The 22,976-nt window shown below is 58.0% G+C and carries 19 protein-coding genes; all 19 read right to left on the reverse strand.

The genetic code is table 11. From position 1 onward, the window contains the following. Nucleotides 1-32: 32 nt before the first annotated feature. The 19 genes from spoIVA to trpD all read right to left on the reverse strand — a co-directional run bounded on the left by spoIVA (nt 33) and on the right by trpD (nt 22,968). The gene (spoIVA, locus tag MNU25_RS13030) at nt 33-1,517 is read right to left on the reverse strand and encodes a stage IV sporulation protein A (protein ID WP_240985465.1); all 1,485 of its coding nucleotides are present in this window, start codon (nt 1,515-1,517) and stop codon (nt 33-35) included. Between the two features lie 243 nt (nt 1,518-1,760). Then, nucleotides 1,761-2,792, reverse strand: coding sequence for an NAD(P)H-dependent glycerol-3-phosphate dehydrogenase (locus MNU25_RS13035; RefSeq protein WP_240985466.1), 1,032 nt, complete (start codon nt 2,790-2,792; stop codon nt 1,761-1,763). A gap of 124 nt (nt 2,793-2,916) precedes the next feature. After that, the gene (gene plsY, locus MNU25_RS13040) at nt 2,917-3,507 is read right to left on the reverse strand and encodes a glycerol-3-phosphate 1-O-acyltransferase PlsY (protein ID WP_240985467.1); all 591 of its coding nucleotides are present in this window, start codon (nt 3,505-3,507) and stop codon (nt 2,917-2,919) included. 130 nt (nt 3,508-3,637) lie between these two features. Further along, nucleotides 3,638-4,969: a ribosome biogenesis GTPase Der gene (der, locus tag MNU25_RS13045; RefSeq protein ID WP_240985468.1), complete on the reverse strand. Its 1,332-nt coding sequence runs from the start codon at nt 4,967-4,969 to the stop codon at nt 3,638-3,640. After that, nucleotides 4,962-6,293, reverse strand: a complete 1,332-nt coding sequence (locus tag MNU25_RS13050; RefSeq protein WP_240985469.1) for a DUF512 domain-containing protein — start codon at nt 6,291-6,293, stop codon at nt 4,962-4,964. Before MNU25_RS13050 ends, der begins: the two co-directional genes overlap by 8 nt. Nucleotides 6,294-6,432: 139 nt before the next feature. Beyond that, nucleotides 6,433-7,581, reverse strand: a complete 1,149-nt coding sequence (locus MNU25_RS13055) for a hypothetical protein (protein WP_240985470.1) — start codon at nt 7,579-7,581, stop codon at nt 6,433-6,435. A 145-nt stretch (nt 7,582-7,726) separates the two neighbouring features. Continuing rightward, on the reverse strand, nt 7,727-8,911 hold the full coding sequence (gene ftsW, locus MNU25_RS13060; RefSeq protein WP_240985471.1) for a putative lipid II flippase FtsW: 1,185 nt from the start codon (nt 8,909-8,911) through the stop codon (nt 7,727-7,729). A gap of 117 nt (nt 8,912-9,028) precedes the next feature. Continuing rightward, nucleotides 9,029-11,107 carry a bifunctional 4-hydroxy-3-methylbut-2-enyl diphosphate reductase/30S ribosomal protein S1 gene (locus tag MNU25_RS13065; RefSeq protein WP_240985472.1) on the reverse strand — a complete coding sequence of 693 codons (2,079 nt, stop codon included), beginning with the start codon at nt 11,105-11,107 and terminating at the stop codon, nt 9,029-9,031. Between the two features lie 277 nt (nt 11,108-11,384). Next, nucleotides 11,385-11,969, reverse strand: a complete 585-nt coding sequence (locus MNU25_RS13070) for a lysophospholipid acyltransferase family protein (protein ID WP_240985473.1) — start codon at nt 11,967-11,969, stop codon at nt 11,385-11,387. Beyond that, on the reverse strand, nt 11,966-12,655 hold the full coding sequence (gene cmk / locus MNU25_RS13075; protein ID WP_240985474.1) for a (d)CMP kinase: 690 nt from the start codon (nt 12,653-12,655) through the stop codon (nt 11,966-11,968). The genes MNU25_RS13070 and cmk overlap by 4 nt, the downstream gene beginning before the upstream one ends. A gap of 332 nt (nt 12,656-12,987) precedes the next feature. Next, a complete protein-coding gene (locus MNU25_RS13080; protein WP_240985475.1) occupies nt 12,988-13,698 on the reverse strand; it encodes a CPBP family intramembrane glutamic endopeptidase in 711 nt (236 codons plus the stop codon). A gap of 80 nt (nt 13,699-13,778) precedes the next feature. Further along, complete coding sequence (locus MNU25_RS13085) at nt 13,779-14,429, reverse strand: HAD hydrolase-like protein (protein WP_240985476.1); 651 nt, start codon at nt 14,427-14,429, stop codon at nt 13,779-13,781. A 321-nt stretch (nt 14,430-14,750) separates the two neighbouring features. Continuing rightward, the gene (locus tag MNU25_RS13090; protein WP_240985477.1) at nt 14,751-15,734 is read right to left on the reverse strand and encodes a zinc dependent phospholipase C family protein; all 984 of its coding nucleotides are present in this window, start codon (nt 15,732-15,734) and stop codon (nt 14,751-14,753) included. A gap of 211 nt (nt 15,735-15,945) precedes the next feature. Continuing rightward, nucleotides 15,946-17,235 (reverse strand): 3-phosphoshikimate 1-carboxyvinyltransferase, encoded by a 1,290-nt coding sequence (aroA, locus tag MNU25_RS13095; protein ID WP_240985478.1) that lies wholly within the window; start codon nt 17,233-17,235, stop codon nt 15,946-15,948. 7 nt (nt 17,236-17,242) lie between these two features. Next, complete coding sequence (locus tag MNU25_RS13100; RefSeq protein WP_240985479.1) at nt 17,243-18,151, reverse strand: prephenate dehydrogenase; 909 nt, start codon at nt 18,149-18,151, stop codon at nt 17,243-17,245. After that, nucleotides 18,151-19,179 carry a 3-deoxy-7-phosphoheptulonate synthase gene (gene aroF / locus MNU25_RS13105; RefSeq protein ID WP_240985480.1) on the reverse strand — a complete coding sequence of 343 codons (1,029 nt, stop codon included), beginning with the start codon at nt 19,177-19,179 and terminating at the stop codon, nt 18,151-18,153. The genes MNU25_RS13100 and aroF overlap by 1 nt, the downstream gene beginning before the upstream one ends. Nucleotides 19,180-19,685: 506 nt before the next feature. Beyond that, complete coding sequence (gene trpA / locus MNU25_RS13110) at nt 19,686-20,525, reverse strand: tryptophan synthase subunit alpha (protein WP_240985481.1); 840 nt, start codon at nt 20,523-20,525, stop codon at nt 19,686-19,688. Then, entirely contained in the window at nt 20,518-21,720 is a 1,203-nt protein-coding gene (gene trpB, locus MNU25_RS13115; protein ID WP_240986843.1) for a tryptophan synthase subunit beta, read from the reverse strand. The genes trpA and trpB overlap by 8 nt, the downstream gene beginning before the upstream one ends. A 222-nt stretch (nt 21,721-21,942) precedes the next feature. After that, on the reverse strand, nt 21,943-22,968 hold the full coding sequence (gene trpD, locus MNU25_RS13120) for an anthranilate phosphoribosyltransferase (RefSeq protein WP_240985482.1): 1,026 nt from the start codon (nt 22,966-22,968) through the stop codon (nt 21,943-21,945). Nucleotides 22,969-22,976: the final 8 nt, after the last annotated feature.

Here is a 22,976-nt window from a genome sequence, read left to right on the forward strand (position 1 = left end):
CACGCTGAGAGGTCCGGTCCGGTCAGTGAATTTCAAATGATGATGCAAATCAGTCCCCCGTTGCCGTCGTTAACGATGCGTTGCAGCGTATCCTGCAGTTTGTGCTGGGCGTTTTCCGGCATCTTGTAGAGTTTGTTTTGAATCCCTTCGCGCACCAGGTCATGCAGGGATTTGCCGAAGATGTTGGACTCCCAGACTTTCTTGGGATCTGTTTCAAATTCATCCAGGATGTATTTGACAAGTTCTTCGGCCTGCTTCTCAGTTCCGATCAGGGGTGTGATTTCGGTCGTCACGTCAGCCCTGAGAATGTGCAGCGAGGGGGCGCTGGCTTTGAGCTTGATACCGTAATGCCCGCCTTGCTTAACGAGCTCCGGTTCCTCCAGGAACATCTCTTCCAACTGGGGAGTGACCACACCATAGCCGATATTGCGCACTTCTTCGATGGCGGGGGATAATTTGTCCCATTCTTTCTTGGCCCGGCTGTAATCGAGAACCAGACGCATTAACGTGTGTTCTCCTTCCATGGTGATCCCGGTGAGTTCCTCCAGGACCTTGTTGAAGAGCCCTTCGACGGCCGTCATTTCAATCTGAGCGACTCCGGTGCCAAGGTTCATCTCCTTTAAGGTCACTTCTTCGGCATGCGGGCACTCGGCCAGGCCGTCCAAGGACTGCTCAATATCCCGGACCCGGTGCACGCTCTCAATGACTTTGCGCACCGTTTCCTCAAAGCTTGCCCTCACGGGGTGGCTGGGGTCCAGCTCTTCCACCCATTTGGGCAGATTAATATTGACTTCTGCCACCGGAAACTCGTAGAGGATCTCCTCCAGAATCTGGGTTATGTCTTCCGGGGTCATCTCCAGACAATCCACCGGGATCACCGGTACGGAATATTTCTCTTCCAGGGAACGGCAAAGTTCCATGGTATGTTCCGCATAGGGACGCGTTGTATTGAGGACCACCAGGAACGGTTTGCCGAGTTGGCGCAACTCGTCTATAACCCGTTCCTCACTGTCGAGGTAGGCTTCCCGAGGGATATCGGTTATCGAGCCGTCTGTCGTCACCACAATTCCGATGGTCGAATGATCAGTGATGACTTTGCGGGTTCCTATTTCGGCGGCTTCTTGGAAAGGTATGGCTTCTTCATTCCAGGGAGTGTGAACCATCCGGGGTTCTTCACTCTCTTCGGTTTCATATCCCACAGCACCGTCAACTGCATATCCGACACAATCCACAAGTCGCACATTCATGAAAATAGTGTCGCGCAGGACGATCTTGACCGCCTCCGAAGGAATGAACTTCGGCTCCGTGGTTGTGATCATTCTGCCTGCACCGCTTTGCGGAAGTTCGTCCTTAGCCCGCTCCCGTTCAAACACGTCCAGGATGTTGGGCAGGACCAAGAGATCCATGAATCGTTTGATAAAGGTGGACTTCCCTGTGCGGACCGGACCTACGATACCAATGTAGATATCGCCTCCTGTGCGCTCAGCGATATCTTGAAAAATGTCCACTTTTTCCACTTAAAATTCCCTCCCTTTTGAGTGCTGTCCCAAAATTGGGGAAGGGCCCCCACCTTATCTCCCTTCCACCTCCCTAGCGGCTGTATGAGTCCCCGGTGACTGGACTAGCACGTTAAGCAGTATAAGTATATTGCCTGCTTTGGGGGAATATGCCAAACTTGTGCCTGGAAATTTGCGCATATCCCGCGGGACAATTCCGGACATTTTCCAAAGAGAAAGAGAACCTGGAGCGACCTGAAAAAATTACACCCGCTTTACAGCCTCCCTCTGTAATCGAACGGCGGCCACCTCTTCCAATTCATGCCGTTTTCCTCTCTCCATCAGATTGGACACGGCGGCTTTGGGATCCGCGCCCGCAAACAGGACCTGGAAAGCCTCCTCCACGATAGGCATGGCAATTCCTTTCAGCCGGGCCAATTCGTGAGCGACCCGCGTCGTCCGCACCCCCTCAACGACCATCCCGACTTCGCTTAAGACTAGGTCCAGAGGTTTTCCCTCTCCCAAGGCCACGCCTGCCCTCCGGTTCCGGCTGTGCCGGCTGGTGCAGGTAACGATCAAGTCCCCCACTCCGGCTAACCCGGCGAAGGTCAACGGATCTCCCCCCATGGCCGTGCCCAGGCGGGCGATCTCCGCTAAGCCGCGGGTCATAAGGGCCGCTTTCGTATTGTCCCCATAGCCCAGACCCTCTGCAATTCCCGTGCAAAGGGCAATCACGTTTTTCAAAGCTCCGCCCAATTCCACACCGACCAGGTCCGGGTTCGTATAGACGCGAAAGCGGGGCGTCATGAACAGATCCTGCACTCTCTGAGCCGTCGTCAGTTCCCCCGCCGCCACCACCGTGGTCGGCATGTTCAGGCCGACTTCTTCGGCATGACTCGGTCCGGACAAAACTACCACCGGGTGTCCGGGAAGCTCTTCTGTCAGCACTTGCGAAAGGCGCTTGTGTGACCCTTCTTCCAAGCCTTTGGCCGTATTGACGATCAGGGTCTGGGCCCTGAGATGCGGTGAGGCCAAACGGGCCGCCTCCCGAACCCCGTGGGAGGGGATGCTGAAAACGACCAGATCAGCATTCAGGGCGGCAAGATCGGTCGTCACTTGCAAATCCGGAGGAAACATCACTCCCGGGAGATAGCGGGCGTTTTCACGCCGCCTGCCCATCTCCTCAACTTCTTCGCTCCGCCTGCCAATCAAAGTGACGGAATAACCCGCCTGAGCCAACAGCACTGCCAGGGCGGTGCCCCAGCTGCCCGCCCCGTTCACCGCAACCTTTACCATGAATACTCAGGCCCCCTTTCTCCTTGCTTGAGACACTTCGCCTTTAAGCAGTCAACGCGGGTCAAATTGCGAGTCAATCGGAAACTGAGTCAATTGGAAACTGACGCCATCGTTCCCTGAGAGCCTAACGTTTCCTCTTGCCAATTTTATGCTCCGTACCCTGGAGGATGCGTTGAAAATTCGTCCTATGCCTGATTAATACCACGGAGGCTGCCACTACCCCAAACACCCGGTAGGCGAGCGGCATCTTCAGGACCAGCACCGAGACAGCGACCGTCAGGGCGGCCGCGGCCGAACCCAGGGAAACATAACGGGTGGCCAGCACCAGAATGAGGAAAACAGCCAAGGCCGCCAAGGTCACCCTGGGCATGAGAACCGCGATAATACCCAAACCGGCGGCCACTCCCTTCCCGCTCGGCTGAAAACGGAAAAAGGGGTTCCAGCTGTGTCCGGCCATGGCCAGCAAACCGCCCGCGATCCCGCCCCAGGGGCCGAAGAAATGGTAGCTGAGCCCCGCCGCCAGAGCACCTTTGAGCGCGTCCCCGCAAAGGACGGCTATCCCCAGCTTCGGCCCGAGCAGGCGGAAAGCGTTGGTCGTCCCGATATTGCCGCTTCCATGCTTGCGCACGTCAATATGCTTGGACAGTCCCGCCAAATAGGCAAAAGGTATAGCCCCGAGGAAATAGGCAAGCAAAAAGACCGGATAATTGCCCATCTTTTCTTCTCTTCCCTTTCTATACTGTTCTTCCGTTCACTTTCCTTCTCCACTCTTCTTTCCGGTTCCCCGTTTCGTTTAATTCGGGTCGTTCCTTCCGCACCCCGATCCGGGCAGACGGCATGTTCGCCTAATCTTCCTCAGGCTCTCTTTGCCGGGTAACGAGCCGCAGAGGTGAACCCTCAAAGCCAAAGGTTTGACGCAGCCGGTTCTCCAAATAACGCCGATAAGAGAAATGCATCAGTTCGGGGGCGTTGACAAAAAAGACAAACGTCGGCGGCTTCACCCCGGCCTGGGTGGCGTACAGGATCTTCAGGCGGCGTCCTTTGTCCGTGGGAGGAGGGTTGAGGTGAATCCATTCCCGGATTTGCTCATTCAAGACGGCTGTGGCCACCCGGGTTGAATTCTGTTCCGCGACGAAATCCACCAGTTCCAGGATCTTGTTAACCCGCTGTCCGGTTTTGGCCGAGATAAAGAGAGTCGGGGCATATTGCAGGAAACCGAGTTCTTCCCGGACATCTTTTTCAAACTTGTTCATGGTCTTATCGTCTTTTTCGATCAGGTCCCATTTATTAATGATGAGAATAATTCCTTTGCCTGACTCATGGGCATAGCCGGCAATTTTCTTATCTTGCTCCGTCACCCCTTCCGTGGCGTCCATCAGCATTAAAACGACATCCGAGCGGTCCACCGCCCTCAGGGACCGCACCACACTGTAATGTTCCGTCAGTTCGGCGATCTTGGCTTTGCGCCTCATCCCAGCCGTATCGATCAGGACATAGTTTTTGCCCTCCCGGCGGAACGGGGTATCAATAGCGTCCCGGGTCGTACCGGGAATGTTGCTGACGATGACTCTTTCCTCTCCCAACAGGCTGTTGACCAGAGAGGACTTGCCGACGTTGGGCCGGCCGATCACCGCGATGTGAATGACGTCCGGCTCGGCGTCCTCCCCCGGATCCGGCGGCAGTTGAGCAACCACAGCGTCCAGGAGATCCCCGGTATTCAGCCCATGGACGGCGGAGACAGGGACCGCCTCCCCCAAGCCGAGTTCGAGCAATTCGAAGAGTTCGGCCTCGGCTTTATCAAAGTTTTCCACCTTGTTGGCTACTAAGATAACAGGCTTGGCCGAACGGCGCAAGAGGTGGGCGATAGTATAGTCATCGGGCGTCAAGGCCGCTTGGGCATCCACCAAAAAGAGGATCACATCCGCTTCCTCCACGGCCAATTCGGCCTGCCGGCGCATCTGGGCCGAAAGAGGAGTGCTCAGATCTCTGAATTCAATCCCGCCGGTATCGATCAGGCTGAATTTCCTATTCAGCCATTCCGCGTCCCGGTAAAGCCGGTCACGCGTAATTCCCGGCCTATTTTCCACGATCGCCACCAGACCGCCGGCAATACGGTTAAAGAGCGTGGATTTGCCCACGTTTGGCCGGCCCAAGATAGCCACAACCGGTTTAGTCAATGTCATCACCTTCCCATTCCGCAGCCAAAATCGCTCTCAGGAAAGCCCTGCCATCGTTTTTAACCACGATGCAGTTCCCTTCTATCTGTTCTTCCAGCCAGACCGGGTCCCGCTCATCCAGGAAGAGCTCTTCTCCGGCTTTGAGCATGACTTCCGGGATAAGGAAATCCTCCCCCTTTAGCTTTCCAGCCTGGGCGGCGATGTCGCACGCCGTCACTAAACCGGCCACCGTCACTTCCGGCCCGAAGAAATCATTGACCACACCGATCACGTGCAGGTCCAAGCCTTGGACGCGTTTACACAACCGGTCCCGCCAGTCTCGGAAGAACTTCAGGGCCGACACACCGGTGATGAGGTGCAGGCGGCGGGGCGGCACTCTCTCGGGCAGGTCTTGCCAAACACTCTCAATCTCGGCTTGGAATTTGCTCGCCATGCCCACCCCGTTTTCCAGCTGGGGAAAATCATCGTAAATTTCTGCTCCCGGAAATTCCCGACCGGCCGACACGTAAAACTCGTCGGCCAAGTAAACCAGATGCCGTCCGTATCTGGCCTGAAACTCCTGCTGCCAGGCTTCCCCGGCTCTCAGCACCTTCAGCGCCTCCTCCGCGGTGCAAGGGCGAAGCGGAGGCAGACCGGCCCGAAAACGGGTCAAACCGACGGGAACCACCCCAATCGATTGCACAGCCGGAAATAAAGCGGCCAGATTGCGCACGGTTTCTTCCAGCACTTGAGCGTCATTATAACCGGGTACCAGGACGATTTGGGTATGGAGTGTGATCCCGCCCTCGGCCAGACGGGTCAGCTGCTTGCTGATATCCCCGGTGCGCGGATTCCGCATCATCGTCCTGCGCGCTTCGGCATCCCAGGCGTGCACGGATATGTAGAGGGGGCTTAAATGAAACTTGAGAATGCGTTCGAACTCCCCGTCCGTCAGATTGGATAAAGTGATGAAACTCCCCTGAGTCACAGAGAGGCGATAATCGTCGTCGCGGGCATAGAGCGTCGGCCGCAAGCCGGGCGGCATTTGCGCCACGAAGCAGAAAACGCAGTGATTACGGCAGAATTTCAGTCCCTCCGCTCCGACTCCCCGGAACTCCAGACCGAGGTTTTCGCCCGGCTCCCGTTCAATCTCGCATTCCACAATGTCTCCGTCCCGATCCCTCACCAGAATCGTATAAACATCCTCAGCCGTCAGGTACTGAAAGTCGATAATATCTTTAATTTCTCGCCCGTCAACAGAGAGAATCTCGTCTCCGGGCCGTATCTCCAGTTCATCCGCTATGCTTCCTTGTTGCACCCTGGCCACCACCAAGCCTTGTGACACACAAATCCCCCGCTTCCTCTCCGGATTGGCCAAAACTCTATGCCGAGTAGACAACAACCTTGTCACACAGAAAACCGAAACCGCAAAGGGTGCCAACCCTCTTCCGGTGATCCCCCTCCGCCTGCGGGTATCTTTTAGCCTACGGTTGCCTTGTGGCCGGGGATACCTCTTCAGTGACGGACGGCTTTTCACCGGCAGGCGCCTTTTCGCTCACCGGTATTTTTTCCGTCATGGGCGCCTTCCCGTCCGGGGATATTTCTCTGCCGACTGATACTTTGCCGCCGGCGGGGCCCCTTCTGCCGTCTGACCCCTTTGCGCCTGGGCACGACTTTTCTGCGGACAAAGGTCCCTCCTCATAAACTTCGCTGCCTTGAGCGAACCATCCGTCCGGGGACGATACCTCTTGCCCAAAGGGCGTGTCTTCCGCAGGGGATTGCCGCCTCCACAGGTACAACCCTTCTTCGGAGAGCGACCCCGACCCTTTCAGGGAAAGAGACCCCGGCCCTTCTTCCGAAGATAATCCTTCTCCCTCGGATAACCCTTCCCCGAAGTCAGACCCCTCCCGAAAGCTTGACCCCGCCCCGAACGCTGGCCCTGCCCCGGCGGGCAAACCCTCGCCCGGGAAAGGATCGTCCGTGCGGCTTAGTTCGGGCCCAAGGCTTTCAGACTCCAGGCCTTCGGGCTCCAGGCTTTCAGTCCCAAGGCTTTCGCCTCGCCGGCGTTTAAATAAGTGCCAAGCTTTTTGACCCAAGGCGCTGACCACTAAACCCGCCAGCGTGAAATGCCAGAGAAAAGGGTCGGGAATGTCCCTGTGCAAAACAATTCCTTTGAGGGCAAACAGATTGAACAACTCACTCAGGACCAGCCCTCCCGACACCCCGACCGCCGTTCCCCAATAGGTTTGGGAAGTGAACAGGGCTGCCAAAAAGAAGCCGGCGGCAAAGAGCCAATGTTCGGGCGGAAGCACTCCCGGCTCATTCACAATCAGAAGATCTTGCGACAAGAGCACGAGACTCGGGACAATCAGAGCCTGCATGGGATGGGACGCACGGCGCCAGGCCATGACCAGAAAAACGACGATCACGGCTGCCCTTGCCAAGCTCCAATGCCAAACCGCTCCGGTATTAACAAACCCTTCCAGAAACCTTCCTCCCAGCCAGGTCAGGCTGAGAAGGCCTAACATTTTGCGCTCCGGCAGTCTCTCGGCCCAGGCGACTAAAGCCGCGACCAGGAGCAGCATATCTCCATAAGGAATGACCAAAGGATTCTCCTCCTTCATGTGCATCATTCCTTATTCTTCCCAAGAAACGAAGTTTTCATCGTCCATGGCAATTCTTCTCACAGCTTCCGACCGGCCCAGGCCACGATAGGCCGGCAGCGTCCGAATCCTTCTTCTACGCTGTCTCCGGACTCCGCTATCACGGTTCTCGCTCTCACTGACTCAACCCGCTGTGACCGGATGTCCTGCCGGCAGACTTACGGCTTTGCGGCAGAGTGCGGTAACGGGAGATATTCAGCAGAATACCCAACTCCACCAGTGTGATTAAGAGGGAATTCCCGCCGTATGAGATCAGAGGCAAGGTTACCCCGGTCACCGGTATGACACCCGTGACCACGGCCAGGTTCATGGCCGCCTGGACGGCCAGGCTGGAGGTGATGCCGAAGGCCAGCAAACGGCCGAAGCGGTCCGGGCAGCTGCGCGCGATCTGAAATCCCCTGACGATCCAGAGCGCAAAGAGGATAATAAGGGCCAAGGCCCCTGCCAGTCCCAGTTCCTCACCCACTATGGCAAAAATGGTATCCGTGTGGTTTGCGGGCAGAAAACCGTATTTCTGCATGCTCCTCCCCAACCCCACCCCGAAGAGGCCCCCCGAACCAAGAGCTATCTCGGCGTTGGTAATCTGATAGCCGGCATTGGGGTAGGCCCAGGGATTGAGCCAGACGAGAATACGCTTCCATTGATAAGGCTGATGCCGCACGAGAATGGTGCCAAGTATCCCGGCGGCCGGAAGAGCCACGGCAAACCAGCCTGCCGCCAAATCCGTCTGCAAAAACATGGCTCCGGCCGTAAAGAGCAGCACCAGCATCGTTCCCAGGTCCGGTTGTTTGTAGATCAAGAAGAGGACCGGGAGCAAGGCCGCCAGGGGAACCGCCAAGTCCCGCAGTTTTCGCGCCGGATAGCGCTCTAGGGTGTGGGCAAAGAAGAGAATCACGGAGAGCTTGGCAATTTCCGAAGGCTGGATGCTGAGACCGGCGATTCTGAGCCAGCGGGCCGACCCTGAAGTCACAATACCCGCGTGGGTATAGAGTACGAGAATCAACAAAACATAGGTGACAAGCATCCCCACCCCCGCCAGCCTGCGCCAGAAGGTGAAGGGAACCATGACGGCGATGACGGCGAGAGCCCCGCCCAACCCCGTCCACTTCAACTGCTGGAAGAGGTAGTAATAACTGTCATGGGTTATGTCGAATGCGTTCACGGCCCCGGAACTGAGCACCATGATTAAGCCGAAAGCCAAAAGAGCCACGCTCAAAAAGACTAGGGCAAAATCCAATCCCTGCGGGGCGGGGAGTACGCGCTTGTTGGCTCGGGTCCGGTTCTGCCGTCGCTCCTGCATCCAAATCTCCCTTCCTCCGACGCGAATACGTAAACGACTTCTCACTCCGGAAGGAGTAAGAAGTCGTATCCTTTGTATCCTTCAAAAGCGTTGCAACCTGTGAAGTTGCAACCCGGATTAGTCCTCGCGCTCCTCGGCGGGAGTTCCGGACAGTGCCTCGCCGATTGTCACCGGCGCCACATCCTCCTGAGCTGCCAGAGCCTCGGCATTGTTCCGGGCCGCCGCTTCATTGAGCGCTTCGCGGATGCTCAAACTGATCCGCTTCTCACCCGCTTTCACCTCAATGACTTTGGCGCTGATCATATCACCTACCTGAACCGCGTCTTCCACCTTGGCGATACGATGATCCGCCAGCTGAGAAATATGAATGAGGGCGTCAATACCGTCTTCCAGCTGGACAAAAGCTCCGAAGGGGGCCAAACGCACGACTTTGCCGCTGACCATGGAGCCCACCGGGTATTTCTCGGCGGCGCTGGCCCAGGGGCTCTCCTTGAGCTGTTTCAACCCCAAGGAAATCTTGCCGTTCTCACGATCAATGCGCAGGACCCGAACCTCGATCTCCTCCCCTACCTGGACTATCTCCGAAGGGTGTTTAACCCTCGAATAAGCCATATCGGAAACATGCAAGAGCCCGTCAATCCCGCCGATGTCAACAAAGGCTCCGAAACTCGTCAAACGGCGCACGATCCCTTGGACAGTTTCACCCTCCTGCAGAGTTTCCAGCAGGTGGGCGCGTTTGCTGCTCTGCTCCTCACCCAGGATCACTTTCTGCGAGAGAACGACTTTCTTCTTGTCCCGATCGAAATCAATGATCCTGAGTCGTAAAGTCTGACCCAGGAATTGGTTTAAGTCTTCCACATAATTCAACTGAATCTGTGACGCCGGCACAAAACCGCGCATGCCCACATCCACCAAGAGCCCGCCCTTGACCACTTCCGCTACTTTGGCCCGGATCTCGCCCTTGTTCTCGTAAACTTCCTCCAGGTGCTGTACAGCCTCCATTTCACCGGCCCGGCGCTTGGAGAGCACAGGATACCCCTCTTCATTCTCGACCCGCAGGACGAGCGCGGTTATCGAATCCCCCAGGGACACGACTTCTTCCGGTTTATGTACCTTGGCCACGGATAGTTCCCGTAAAGAGATAACTCCCTCTGATTTCCAGCCGATGTCGACAAAAACTTCGTCGTCCGTGATCTTGACGACCGTTCCGCTTACCAGCGCGCCCCGGTGAATGCCCTGCAACCCTTCATCCCAGGACTCCATGTTCCTTTCCTTATGCTCAAGATCCGCATGCTCAAGGTCTGCCGCCGTCTCTTCGGCGGGCTCCTCCTCCCGGACCGATTCAGTCGCCATTGTTTGGGAATCCATTTCGTTCATTTCTGCCATCTTCCTGTAAACCTCCTCAATAATCCAATCCGGTGTGGAAGCCCCGGCCGTCAAGCCGGCGGTTACGGCCCCCGCAAACCAGATTTTTTGCAATTCCACAGCTGTTTCTATCAGGTATGTCCGCGTCAGCCCAGCGCAGATGTCAGCCAGCTTCCGCGTATTCGCGCTGTTACGTCCTCCCGCCACGACCATAACGTCCACCGTTTTCGCCAATTCCCGTGCCGCCGTCTGGCGCTCCTCCGTGGCGTTGCAAATGGTATTGTGCACGGTGAGGGAATCCGTATGGTTCTCCAGCTCGCTGACGATCCGGCGGAAGTTTTCCGCGGGCTGGGTCGTCTGCGCCAGGACCGCAAGGGAAGAAAAATACGGCAGCTCCCGCGCTTCCTCCAACTTTTCGATCGCGATGGCCCTCGGGCCGGCCCAACCCAAAATACCCTGAACTTCGGGATGGTTTTTGTCACCCACGACGATAACCTGGCTTACCTCGGCGGCTTCCGCGGCTAGACGCTGGGCTTTTTGCACAAACGGGCAAGTCGCGTCCACTATTTCCATGGCCGCGCGCCGGGCCGTCTCGTAGACGGAAGGCGGCAGCCCGTGCGAACGGACGATCAGGGTCGGAGTCCGCCCCAGGCCGTCCAGAGTGTCAACCACCCGCAACCCTTTTTCCGCCATGCGTTCGACGACCTGCTGATTATGAATAAGAGGCCCGAGCGATACCGTCTCCGAAACCCCAGCCGTGCGTTCCGCCAACTCCAATGCCCTCTTAACTCCGAAGCAAAACCCGGCTTTCGCGGCTCGAATAACTCTCAACCCAGTCCCTCCCAACAACCTGTGACCAACAGCCTACCGGAATACTTCGCCACGGAGCGCGGAAAATCCTTCTCCGGGCCGTGTTTTTTCCCCTCTTGGGCGGGTACAACTTTTCTGCCGCCCTGAAGCCCTCTGCTTTTCAACTCTACGGTCATTTTTCTCTAAGGCACAAGGATTGATACACTGCCGATGATTTTCTCTTCGCCATGGTTCCCCCTCATATCGTCACGGTTTCTCTGATAGTTAAGGTACCCCTGATACGTAAAAAAATGCAGGGTTAAAGTTCATCAATTGCCCGCATGATGCGCTCAGCCACCCATTCCCTCCGGTTCGCGACACCCTCCGGCGCTTTGAGTTGATCAAGGGTCAAAGGCTTGCCCACTACCAGTCTCAGCCCTCCCCTGCCTCCCCTTAACAGGCGGTTGGTCCCCCGCACTTTGACCGGCACCACGGGGGCTTTGCTCCTGTCCATGATCAGCACCACCCCGGGCAGTGCTCTTTGTACGTCTCCCGTTTTGGACCGGGTCCCTTCCGGAAAGAGGCCCAATACCCGGTCTTCTTTCAGGATCGCCAAAGCCTGCCGGATAGCCCCGGTGTCCGCTTGCGCCCGGTTGACCGGAAACGCTCCCACTTTCCGAATGGCCCAGCCCAAGAAAGGCACAGAAAATAACTCCTCTTTGGCCATGTAGGAAACTTGCCGGTTTAAGCCGCAGCCGACCAAGACCGGATCCCAGTTGCTGATATGGTTGACGGCCAGGATGACGGGGCCCTTCTTCGGTATATTCTCGAGGCCCTCTATTTTCCACCCCTTCAGCTGAAAGAAAGTGCGAAAGAATCTCCTGGCAAAACCGTAAAGTGTCATCTCAAACCCCCCCGGGCCATGTCCAAAATCCTGGCCACGGTTTCCTCAATGTCCAAACGGGTCGTGTCGAGAATGACCGCGTCCGGTGCAGCCCGCAGGGGAGAAGCCACCCTGTTTCGGTCCTGCCGGTCCCTTTCCTCCAGGTCGCGCACGACTTCAGCCAAACTCGCTTCCTTGCCCGAGCTTTTGAGTTCCTGCCAGCGCCGGCGAGCCCTCACCTCCGGCTCGGCCGTGAGAAAAATCTTCAACCCCGCCTGCGGCAGCACGTGGGTCCCGATATCACGGCCGTCCATCACGATACTCCGACGCTCCGCCTCGGCCTGCTGCAACTCGACCAGACGCTTGCGCACACCCGGGTAGGACGCCACCAGGGATACCGCCCGGCTGACCTCGGGAGTCCGGATGGCTTGGGTCACGTCCTCCCCGTCGCACCAAACGCCTCGTTCCTTCGAAAAATATATGTCCGTTTCATAGGCTAAACGTGAGACAAGCTCCTCATCGGTTAAAGGCACTTTATTTTTTACGGCCTTGTAAGCCAGGGCCCGGTACATCGCACCGGTATCGAGATAAAAAATCCCCAGGCGCTCCGCTACTTTTTTGGCTACGGTACTTTTGCCCGAGCCCGCCGGGCCGTCGATGGCGATCTGCCGGCTGCCTTCTTTTCCCTCTTCCAATCCGTTTGCCAAGGCCGTTGCTCCTTATCCCAGACCTTATTTAGGACCTCGTCCGTCAGGACCAATGCCTTAACATAAGACCCCGTCCATCCGGACCAAAGCCATTATAGCATAAAGAGATCAGGCAAGCCACCCGTCCTTCCCCGCAACGGGGGGCTTCCGTGGGGCCTTACGCTCTGTCGCCGGCTCCTACGCAAATCCCCGGGCGGATTGTTATCGTCCGGGAAAATTATCGTCTCGCGGACAATCATGGTCTTGCGGCCGACGTTCCTCAGTCGGGAAAGAAAAGACCCCTTGTTCTCTGTTGCCATGGGAATGCGGCCCAAGTATCTGCCCGGTAATTCCTACCCGGTAATTCCTGCCATGAGCAGGGTGGCCACCAGGTTATTCAGGGAGTGGAAAACCATAGAGGGGTAGAGAGAACGATTCTTGGAATAGAGATAGGCCAGCATGAGACCCAGGACAAAACGGGGAATGAAGCCCACCAGTTGAAGATGCAAACCGGAAAACAAAGCAGCGCTGAGGACCGCTGCCGTCCCCGGTCCGAAGTAGGATTTCAGGCTGCTGAAAATGATGCCGCGAAAGAGTGTCTCCTCAATCATCGGGGCCAGCACTGCCGCCAAAAGCACGTTTAGGAGCAGGGTTAAAGCGGAGACATGGGTCAGGAGCACCGTGTATACATCCTTCTTCGGCAGAGAAATTCCATATTTGTAAATGACCACGGCATAGGCTACATTGATCACCCAGGCGAAAATATAGAGCCCTACGATCCTGCCCAGAAGCGGCTTTACGGCCACGCGGCGCCAGCCCAGATCCGCCCAGGTCCAGTGCCTGACTCTTTTCAGGAAGCAAATCAAGCCGAGGAAAGAAGCCTGGGTGGCAAAGCCGTTGGCGTAAACCAAGACCTGTTCGTTTTTCCAGCGGGCGGACAACCAGAAAGTGAGGCCGCCGAGAACCGCATAAATGACGATAATCCCCAAGATGACAATGCCCAGGTCGCGCCAGCCCAAACGCCTGACCCGAACCACCGGAACCACTGTTTCAGGTTCGTCCATCCCTAAGACCCCTTTGCGCCAAATTCGGGGGGAAAGCAACGGAGCCCCCCGCCCGCCCCACGATCCCTATTATACGGGATTCAGAGCAAAAGGGAACGCAGTTCCTCCACACTTGCCACCTCATAGTCGGGGCCTGACCGCTCCGCCTCCTCCGGCTGGCCGTAGCCGTAACGCACAAAGATGGCGGCAATACCATTCCGACGCGCGCCTTGAACATCAAAGGAGCGGTCCCCCACCATCGCCGTTTGCGCCCGGGCGGAAAGAGGAAGGCCGCGCAGGGCCTCACCCACGAGTTCTTCTTTATCCGTCCGGCTTCCGTCCAGTTCGCTGCCGATAACGCGCCGGAAAAAACTCCTCAGCCGGAAGTGCTCCAGGATCTTTTCGGCGAACACCCTGGGCTTGGATGTAACAACCTGAAGCTGGACGCCTTCCGCTTCCAAATCGGCCAAGAGTTCGGGAATGCCGGGATAAACGGTGTTCTCGAACATCCCCTTCGTCACGAACCTTTCCCGGTACAGTTCGACCGCCTGCCGCAGCAGGTTTTCGTCCTCAGTCCCCAGAAGCAAGCGGAAACTGACGACCAACGGGGGCCCGATGACCCACTCCAGGAGATCCTCCTCCGGAGCCGGATAACCCAACCGCGTCAAAGCGTAGCGCACCGAGCGGGTGATACCCACCTTCGGATCGGTCAATGTCCCGTCCAAATCCCAAAGCACTCTCTCAAAGCGCATGCCGCCTGCTTCCTCCTTTACCCAACGCTTCGCGCGGAAGCCACTGGCTTCAGACTCTTCAGACGTCTTTAAGCATGGGGTGGTTGACCTCTTTCAGAGCCATTCCCGCACCTAGGCTTCCATCGCAGTTAGAGTGTAAACCTCTGCTTTCACCAGTATACACCTTTATGGCAGCTTCTGCCGGCCGGTTCATCCGATCAGTCTGAAGCGATGCGTTGTACCCCGCAAAAGCCCGCCGGTGAACCCTGCTCGGCCCCGCAAGAACCCGGAACCTGAGTCTCCCGGAACCAGAGTCCCCCGGAACCAGAGTCCCCCAACCTTCTAAGGAGATTTCTGCAAGCTCCTGCTGATATCTTCCTCCAGGAAATATTTCATTTCCGTCACCGGCACATAGGCCAGCCCGGTTTCCAAAGAGACCGGAGGAAGGGTACGTAAAAAATCCGCCCAAGCCTGTGGGGGACGTGCCCCCAGTTTGTTGAACAGGTCGATCGCTTTCTCGACGCTGGCGGCGAAGAGAGCGGGCAGTGTAGTCTCATTCAGATCTCCGCTCACCGGATGACGCCAGGCTGCCCGAGTCTCAAAGAAAGATAGGTTCAGAGGCTGCGGATAGAAAAGCGCTTCCAGTTTAGCGCCGCCGGGGTGTCCCAACCTGCGATAGAACCGCAAAATCCGCCAAGGGACGGACCATTTGAACGCACTCTGCAGAAGCCGCTGATTGCGCCAGGCCCGCCAAAAATGCCTGCGGCTCCCCTCATCGCCGGCCGGCGCGTAACGTTCGATTAAGAGACTCAATGCTTCTTGGCCACGCCGACCCGCAGAACGCCACAAGCCGGCCAGGCTCTGGGAATAGAGCAAAGGCTGGCGGGTCTGCAACCAGAGGTCCAACCCTGTCTCCAAGAGGCGGTGGTGAAAGACAGCCCGATTGCGCCGGGCCGGGTCGGGGTCAAAGTAATTGCCGCTTAAATAGTAGACCGCGGGATGGAAGGTGCTGTCCGTCACAAAATGCGTCAACAGCCCCAAGCAGAAAGCCAAAAGATAATCTTTCCCCGGCTCCCGCAAGGACTCGGTCAATATATCGCAGAGCGGAACCAGGGTATTTTCCCCGTTGACCCCGTGCAAGTGATTGCCCATGCGCTCCAAGCTCACTCCGGCCGCTGCCGATAAATCATAAAACGGAATGTCATGAGCCACCGCCCCCAAGTAATAAAGATCCGGCGCTTGGGCAATTAAATCGCGCACCGGCCCCGCTACTCCCCCGCTGACCGCTCCGCGGGCCACCTGCCAATGGGTCAGCTCTTTGGGCATCCCCTGTCACCCCATTTTCCGCGCCCTCGCATCTCGGTCCCGATACACCCCGCCCGGGCTCTAAAGAAACTGCCCCCGGATCCTTATTATTATTCTTGTGCTGCAAGAAATATCCTTGTGCAGACCCCGTCTGATAAAATGGATTTCGTTGCGGCTATGCAGATTGAGAGCAACCGGGCTGAACGCCCTTAGGATGCTGGGCAGGAGAATGTCAGCGCTTCACGATTTGGTCCAAAACCGCGAGAAAATCCGGGAAGGACACAGCCGCCGCTTCCATCCCTTCGACGGCCACTCCCTCCTGGGATAGGAGTCCGGCCACGGCCCAGGACATCGCCAGACGGTGATCGCCGTAACTTTTGGCCCTTCCACCCGGCAAGCGCTTTTTGCCCCGGATGCGCAATCCGTCCGGGAGTTCCTCAACGTCCGCACCCAAGCCTCGCAGGCCGTCGGCCACTGTCTGGATCCGGTCCGTTTCTTTAACCCTTAATTCAGCCGCATCGCGAATCACGGTCTCACCCTCGGCCAAACTGGCCGCGACAGCCAAGATCGGAACCTCGTCGATGAGGCGGGGTATAATCTCCCCGGCAATCTCTGTTCCGTGCAAATCCGCCGGGCGTACGCGTAAAGTGGCCCTGCCTTCACCGGCCGGTTCCCGCTTTGCCAGCACTTCAATATCCGCCCCCATCCGGCGCAGGACGTCCAGAATCCCTGTCCGGGTCGGATTGATGCCCACCTCCGGCAAGACGATCTCCCCCCGGCCCGCCAGACTTCCCAAGACGAGGAAAAAGGCGGCTGAAGAAATGTCGGCCGGGACCGCCACCGTTTGCCCCCTCAGGCGGGAACCCCCGCGAACCTGCACCATCCTGCCCTCCATCGTCACCGGAACCCCAAATGCCCGCAGCATTCTCTCCGTATGGTCACGGGAGACCTGCGGTTCCTCAACACTTGTCACCCCGTCCGCCCCGAGACCCGCCAGGAGCAGGGCGGACTTCACCTGGGCGGACGCTACCTCCGTCCGGTGAGCATATCCCTTGAGTCCGCCGCCACGGATAGTTAAAGGAACAAAGTCGCCGTTACGGCGCCCGATGATCGCTGCCCCCATCCGTTTCAAAGGATCCGTGACTCTGCGCATGGGCCTTTGCCGGATGGAAGCGTCCCCGGTCAAAGTCGCCGCTAAGGGAGAGGCGGCAAGTGCCCCCAGAAACAAACGAGCCGTGGTTCCCGAATTTCCCACATCCAGGACATCTTCCGGCTCCCGCCAGTTAGCCGTTCCCTTGCCCTGCAGCCAGACCTCGCTTCCCCGGCGCTCCCAGGTCACACCCAGCTTCGCCAAGCAGGCCAGCGTGCTCAGGCAATCGTCCCCTGCCAGAAAGTTGGTGATCCGGGTTTCTCCCTCGGCCATCCCGCCGAGCAAGGCCGCCCGGTGCGAGATCGATTTGTCCCCCGGGACGGTCACCGTTCCCTCAACCGCGGAGGCCGGTTTGACCATAACTCCACTCATTTTCACACTAATCCTCCCACCTCATTGTCCGGCGCACCCGGGCCGCGGCCCGGAAAGATCCGGCGATTCCCTCTCCGTCCCGGCTTAAAAGGCAGTCCTTAAGTTCGTCCAGCCGCTTCTGCCAACACTCGAGTCCCGCGAGAATCGCTGCCCGGTTCTTGAGCGCAATCTCCCGCCACATCTCGGGGGAGCTCTCCGCCACGCGCGTCGCTTCCCGAAAACTGCGCCCGGCCAGTTCCAGAGCCGAGTCTCCTTCCCGGGAGATATCTTGTGCCGCCAGGGCCAAAGCTACAGCCAGAAAATGCGGCACATGGCTTACCATCGCCACTTCCTCGTCATGCCTTTCCCGCCCGCGCAGGACCACATGAGCCCCCATATCTTCCAAAAGCGCTGTCAGACTGAGAAGGGCATCTTCCCGGCAGCCTTCCGGCGTCAGCACGTAGGGGTACCCTTTGAACAAGTCCGGAGTCGCGGCTTGAATTCCGGATTTTTCCGAACCTGTCATGGGGTGCCCGCCGATGAACCAGACGTCCTTGCCTAAAAGTTCCGGCATTTCGGCACAGATCTCCGCTTTCAGGCTGCCGACATCCGTGATGATCGCCCCCGGCCGGATTTTCCCGCTTAAGCCTGTTAAGCCCATTAAGCCCGGCAGAAGCAACGGCAGGGGAAGCGCTAAAACGATGAGATCAAAATCAAAATACTCGGGCATACTCAAATATCCCTCATCGATCCAGCCCATCTCCCGGGCCCGCTCCAGGCTGTCAGGACTGTGATCGACGGCCAAAACCCGCCAGCCCCGCGTATGTAAGGCCCCGGCCCAGGAACCCCCGATTAGGCCGAGACCCACCACACAAGCCAGCGGGCTGCTCTCTCCCAGCCAACCCGGGGAGAGCCGCTTCCGCTCAACGACCGACATTAGAGGACCGCCCCTTTCAGTTCGCGATCCAGCACCTGGGCCAAGCGTGACAAATCCCGCATCATCAGCCGGAAATTCTCCGGAGTCAGAGACTGCTTGCCGTCCGAGAGGGCTTTTTCCGGCTGGGGATGGACTTCCACAATCAGCCCGTCGGCTCCGGCAGCCAAAGCCGCTTTCGCCATGGGAGCCACCAGATTCCAGCGCCCTGTTCCATGACTGGGGTCAACAATGACCGGAAGATGGGAAAGCTCATGCAGGGCCGGCACCATGCTCAGATCCAAAGTATTCCGAGTGTATTCCTCGAAGGTGCGGATGCCGCGTTCACAGAACATGACCCGATAATTGCCCCCATCCATGATATATTCCGCCGCCATCATCCACTCTTCCAGAGTCGAAGAGGGACCGCGTTTGAGGAGAACCGGGCGGTCCACTTTCGCCACTTCCTTTAAAAGGTAGAAGTTTTGCATGTTGCGCGCCCCGATTTGCAAGACATCGGCATACGAAGCCACTAATTCCACGTCCCGGACATCCATGACCTCGGTCACAATCAGCAGGCCGGTTTCTTCGCGCGCTTCCGCCATATAGCGCAATCCTTCTTCACCCAGGCCCTGAAAAGCATAGGGGGAAGTTCTGGGCTTGAAAGCGCCGCCCCGCAGGAAAGTCGCTCCCGCCTCGCGCACCCGGTGGGCCGTCTCCAGAAGCTGACTCCTGCTTTCCACCGCACAGGGGCCGGCCATGACGTGAATCTGCGAACCCCCGATCTCATGATCCCCGATTTTAATAATGCTGTCGGAAGGATGAAACTCCCGGCTTACGAGTTTATAAGGTGCCAATATTGCTACCACCTTCTCTACCCAAGGTAAAGCCTCAAGATCCAGCGCTTCCAGGTGCGAACGGTCCCCGATCGCGCCGATCAGGGTTTTCTCCACGCCCTGCGAAAGGTGAACCTTGAAACCATGTTCAGTCAGCCTGTCTGTCGTTTCTTTGATTTCGGCTTCTCCGCTGCCATGCTTCAGAACAATGATCATCTCTTTTTCCCTCATCTTTCTACCGTACTTGCCATGCTGCTGTCCCCGGGGACCATTCACTCTCTGCCGCTGCCGATTATTGTATTGTATTTTATTCTATTCTATTGTCTTAGGTAAAATTTGGTTCTCCCGGCCGGGTCGCCACCCGGCCCCGACTAAAACCCTAGGCTTGAACGGGAGAATTTCACCGACACGGCCACGTGCTTCTAATTCCCATGCGGTATTCCCTGGCTGAAGAACAACAAAGGCACCCTGAATAGAAGGGTGCCGAAAATTTCACCACTCCCATCCTACTGTACTACCCCATCCGATCCATCCTTAAACTCCTGCCTTTCCCCTCCTGCCGCTCCCGGAACCAAACCGGGATAATTATCTGACCCGATCGGGATTTGAAAACGCCGTCCTGCCGTCCTGCCGTCGTACTGTGAAAACAGGAATCTCCACCCCCGTAAACACCTTTATTCTTCGTATTTTAGCATAAATGTCCTTTCTCAACAACCGTACTTTTAAGAATTTAAGAATTGCGGGTTTTCCTGCCAAAGGCCGCTGAGCCAGGCATACACTCCTTCTTCGGCTTTTCCCAGTTCACTTCCCTGCAGACCGGTTTGATCCAAGCCGGAAAGACGCTCCACCAAGGCGCTGCCGACGATGACACCCTCCACGGCCGGGGCCAAGCGTTCCACCTGTTCGCGGCTGCGCAAACCGAAGCCGACACAGCGGGGAAGACGCAAATCACTTCCCAAGCGGGCAATGAAATCCAGAACCTCAGGCGCGATGCCCGACTCCCCGCCCGTGATCCCGTTCTTGGCCAAGACATAGACAAAGCCGCCCTCCGCCTCTTGCAAAGCTTCAATGTCTTCCGCCTCACTCGTCAGCGCGGCCATAGGAATAAAGGCCAGTCGGCGGCCCACCAGTTGTCCGGCCCTCTCCCGGAATACCCGCCCTTCCCGCCAGGGCAGGTCCGGCAGGATCAGACCGTCCACCCCCGCCTCCGCGGCTTCCCGCACGAAATCGTCCCAACCGTAACGTAAGAGGGGGTTCAGATAACTCATGAGGAGCAGGGGAGTCTCACGTTCCCGGCGAAAATCGCGCACCATGGCTAAGACCCGGCTCAGCCTCATCCCGGCTGCCAGAGCCCGGCCCCCGGCTGCCTGGATCACCGGCCCGTCGGCCATCGGATCACTGAAAGGCACTCCCAGCTCCAGGATATCGACACCCGCGTCGGCCAACCCGGACAGCCGGCGCAGGCTCGTTTCATAATCGGGATCCCCCGCCATTAAATAAGCTATCAGGCGGGTCAGGCCCCGGCCCGGGCGGGCAAAGGCCTCCTGCAATCTTTCACTCATCTGAATCCCTCCTCGCGAGATAAGCGGACAGGGTCTCGACATCTTTGTCCCCTCTCCCGGATAAATTGACGACAATGACCTTTTCGCTGCCGAGCTCCGGCGCCAGCCTGACGGCATAGGCCAGAGCGTGGGCACTTTCCAGCGCGGGCAGGATGCCCTCGGTTTGGCAGAGTATTTCACAGGCCCGGACGGCTTCCTCATCCCCGACCCGCACATACTCGGCCCTGCCGCTTTCTTTGAGATAGCTGTGCTCCGGACCCACCCCGGGGTAATCGAGACCGGCTGAGACGGAATGCGTGGGCAGGATCTGCCCGTCGTCATCCTGGAGCAAATAGCTGTAGGCCCCGTGCAGAACGCCCGGTTCGCCCAGACCCAACGTTGCCGCATGGCCCTTGGGTTCGTCCCCTTTTCCGCCGGCCTCCACCCCGATCAGGCGGACGGAGGGATCGCCAATGAAGGGATGGAAAAAGCCGATGGCGTTGCTCCCGCCCCCCACGCAGGCCACCAAGGCATCAGGCAGGCGGCCCAAAACCTTCAGAGCCTGTTCTTTAGTCTCCCGCCCGATCACGGCCTGGAAATTCCGCACCATGGTCGGGAAGGGATGGGGACCGGCCGCCGTGCCGAAACAATAAAACGTATCCTCGACATGGCTCACCCAATCGCGCAGGGCTTCATTGATAGCGTCTTTCAAGGTTTTAGAACCCTGGCTGACCGAGCGTACCTCCGCTCCCAATAAACGCATGCGCAGGACATTCAAACGCTGCCGCCGGATGTCCTCTTCCCCCATATAAACGATGCAGGACAAACCGAACAAGGCACAGGCGGTCGCCGTGGCCACTCCGTGCTGCCCCGCTCCCGTTTCGGCAATAACCCGCGTTTTCCCCATGCGTTTGGCGAGCAGTACCTGGCCCAGCGTGTTATTGATTTTATGGGCCCCGGTGTGATTCAAATCTTCCCGCTTCAAGTAAATCCGCGCTCCGCCCAGCTGGGCGCTGAGACGCTCCGCGGCATAAAAGAGAGAGGGGCGCCCGACATATTCCCGCAGAAGCCGCCCAAACTCCTCTGTAAAAGCCGGATCTTGCTTTGCCTCCGCATATGCTTTTTCGACCTCGCGCAAGACCGGGACCAGGGTCTCGGCCACGTAAGCTCCGCCGTACGGACCGAAGCGGCCCGGCCGCTCATCCCCAGCGGCCATCAGCGCGTGCCGGCTCTCACTCTTTACTTGGTCCTCTTTTTGCCCGCGCAGGCCACCCTTTTCTGTGAGGCTTTCCTTTTCCCCGGCGCTTTCCGGGACGCCGACGCTTTTTAGGACACTCATTTTTTCTCTCCTTTCCCACTCTTTCATCCGCTATCGCCGGTGAGACTCTCGCTTCTGAGGGGCTTCTTCGGTCGGGAGTGGTTCCCCTGACCGGCCCCTTTAAAGAGCCAAGCTCTTTGCACTTCCGGCTTGCAGGGCCTCCAGCTTACCCAAGGCCGCGCCTGAGTCAATGCTCTCGGCAGCCATTAGAATTCCTTCCCCGATGTTTCTCGCTTTGCCCGCCGCAAAAAGAGCCACGCCGGAGTTGAGGAGGACGACATCCCGTTTGGGTCCGGGCCTTCCTTCCAGGACCGCCAAAGTGTGACGGACATTTTCTTCAGGCCCTCCTCCCCGCAGCTCGACCGGAGAGCAGCGTGTCAGACCGTATTCCTCCGGTGTCAGGCGGAAGGGGAAAAATTTGTCCCGCTCGACCAAAATCGCCTGAGTGGCTGCCGTCAAGCTGACTTCGTCCAGACCGTCCTCTCCCACGACGACAATCGCCCGCTCCACCCCCAAAATCTGCAGGGCTTTAGCCAGCTTGGGCAAAAGAATGAGGGAAGACACCCCCAAGAGTTGGTAGGGCGCCTGAGCCGGGTTCAAGAGCGGGCCGAGCAGGTTGAAAATGGTCCGCACTCCCAACTCACGCCGGTGGGCAGCCACCTTGCCCAAGGCCGGATGGTATAAGGGAGCAAAGAGAAAAGCCATCCCTATCTCCCGCAGGTTAGCGGAACTCTCGCGCGGGCTTAGATCCAGCGGTACTCCCAGGGCCTCCAAGACATCGGCGCTGCCGCAGCGGCCTGAGGCAAAACGGTTGCCGTGCTTGGCCACCGGCACCCCCGCCCCCGCCACGACAAAGGCCGTCGTAGTGGAAATATTGAACGTTCCTCCCCCGTCTCCGCCCGTTCCGCAGGTGTCAACCGTCCCGGAAGGCGCCGGGATTCTCTCGCTCAAACTCCGCAGGACCCCGGCAAAGGCTGCTATTTCCTCCGCCGTCTCTCCTTTCAGCCTCAGCCCGAGAAGCAAGGCCCCGATCTGGGCCCCGGTCAGGTCCCCGGCCATGAGTTCCGTCATTACCCCGCCCGCCAGTTCGGCGGACAAATTTTCTCCCCGGCTCAGATTGTCCAAAGCCTCACGAATCGCACTCATCCTCTGCT

The organism is Acididesulfobacillus acetoxydans (assembly GCF_902729405.1).
In the GTDB taxonomy this organism is placed as follows: Bacteria; Bacillota; Desulfitobacteriia; order Desulfitobacteriales; family Desulfitobacteriaceae; genus Acididesulfobacillus; species Acididesulfobacillus acetoxydans.

Bases quoted from the DNA above. Each gene is read 5' to 3' on its own strand.
- aroF (WP_240985480.1), bottom strand. From the start codon at position 19,179: ATGATCATTGTTCTGAAGCATGGCAGCGGAGAAGCCGAAATCAAAGAA.
- MNU25_RS13100 (WP_240985479.1), bottom strand. From the start codon at position 18,151: ATGTCGGTCGTTGAGCGGAAGCGGCTCTCCCCGGGTTGGCTGGGAGAG.
- MNU25_RS13055 (WP_240985470.1), bottom strand. From the start codon at position 7,581: ATGATGCACATGAAGGAGGAGAATCCTTTGGTCATTCCTTATGGAGAT.
- MNU25_RS13090 (WP_240985477.1), bottom strand. From the start codon at position 15,734: ATGCCCAAAGAGCTGACCCATTGGCAGGTGGCCCGCGGAGCGGTCAGC.
- MNU25_RS13070 (WP_240985473.1), bottom strand. From the start codon at position 11,969: ATGACACTTTACGGTTTTGCCAGGAGATTCTTTCGCACTTTCTTTCAG.
- trpD (WP_240985482.1), bottom strand. From the start codon at position 22,968: ATGAGTGCGATTCGTGAGGCTTTGGACAATCTGAGCCGGGGAGAAAAT.
- MNU25_RS13035 (WP_240985466.1), bottom strand. From the start codon at position 2,792: ATGGTAAAGGTTGCGGTGAACGGGGCGGGCAGCTGGGGCACCGCCCTG.
- trpB (WP_240986843.1), bottom strand. From the start codon at position 21,720: ATGGCCGCTGGGGATGAGCGGCCGGGCCGCTTCGGTCCGTACGGCGGA.
- MNU25_RS13080 (WP_240985475.1), bottom strand. From the start codon at position 13,698: ATGGACGAACCTGAAACAGTGGTTCCGGTGGTTCGGGTCAGGCGTTTG.
- plsY (WP_240985467.1), bottom strand. From the start codon at position 3,507: ATGGGCAATTATCCGGTCTTTTTGCTTGCCTATTTCCTCGGGGCTATA.
- MNU25_RS13085 (WP_240985476.1), bottom strand. From the start codon at position 14,429: ATGCGCTTTGAGAGAGTGCTTTGGGATTTGGACGGGACATTGACCGAT.
- ftsW (WP_240985471.1), bottom strand. From the start codon at position 8,911: ATGCAGGAGCGACGGCAGAACCGGACCCGAGCCAACAAGCGCGTACTC.
- aroA (WP_240985478.1), bottom strand. From the start codon at position 17,235: ATGAGTGGAGTTATGGTCAAACCGGCCTCCGCGGTTGAGGGAACGGTG.
- trpA (WP_240985481.1), bottom strand. From the start codon at position 20,525: ATGAGTGAAAGATTGCAGGAGGCCTTTGCCCGCCCGGGCCGGGGCCTG.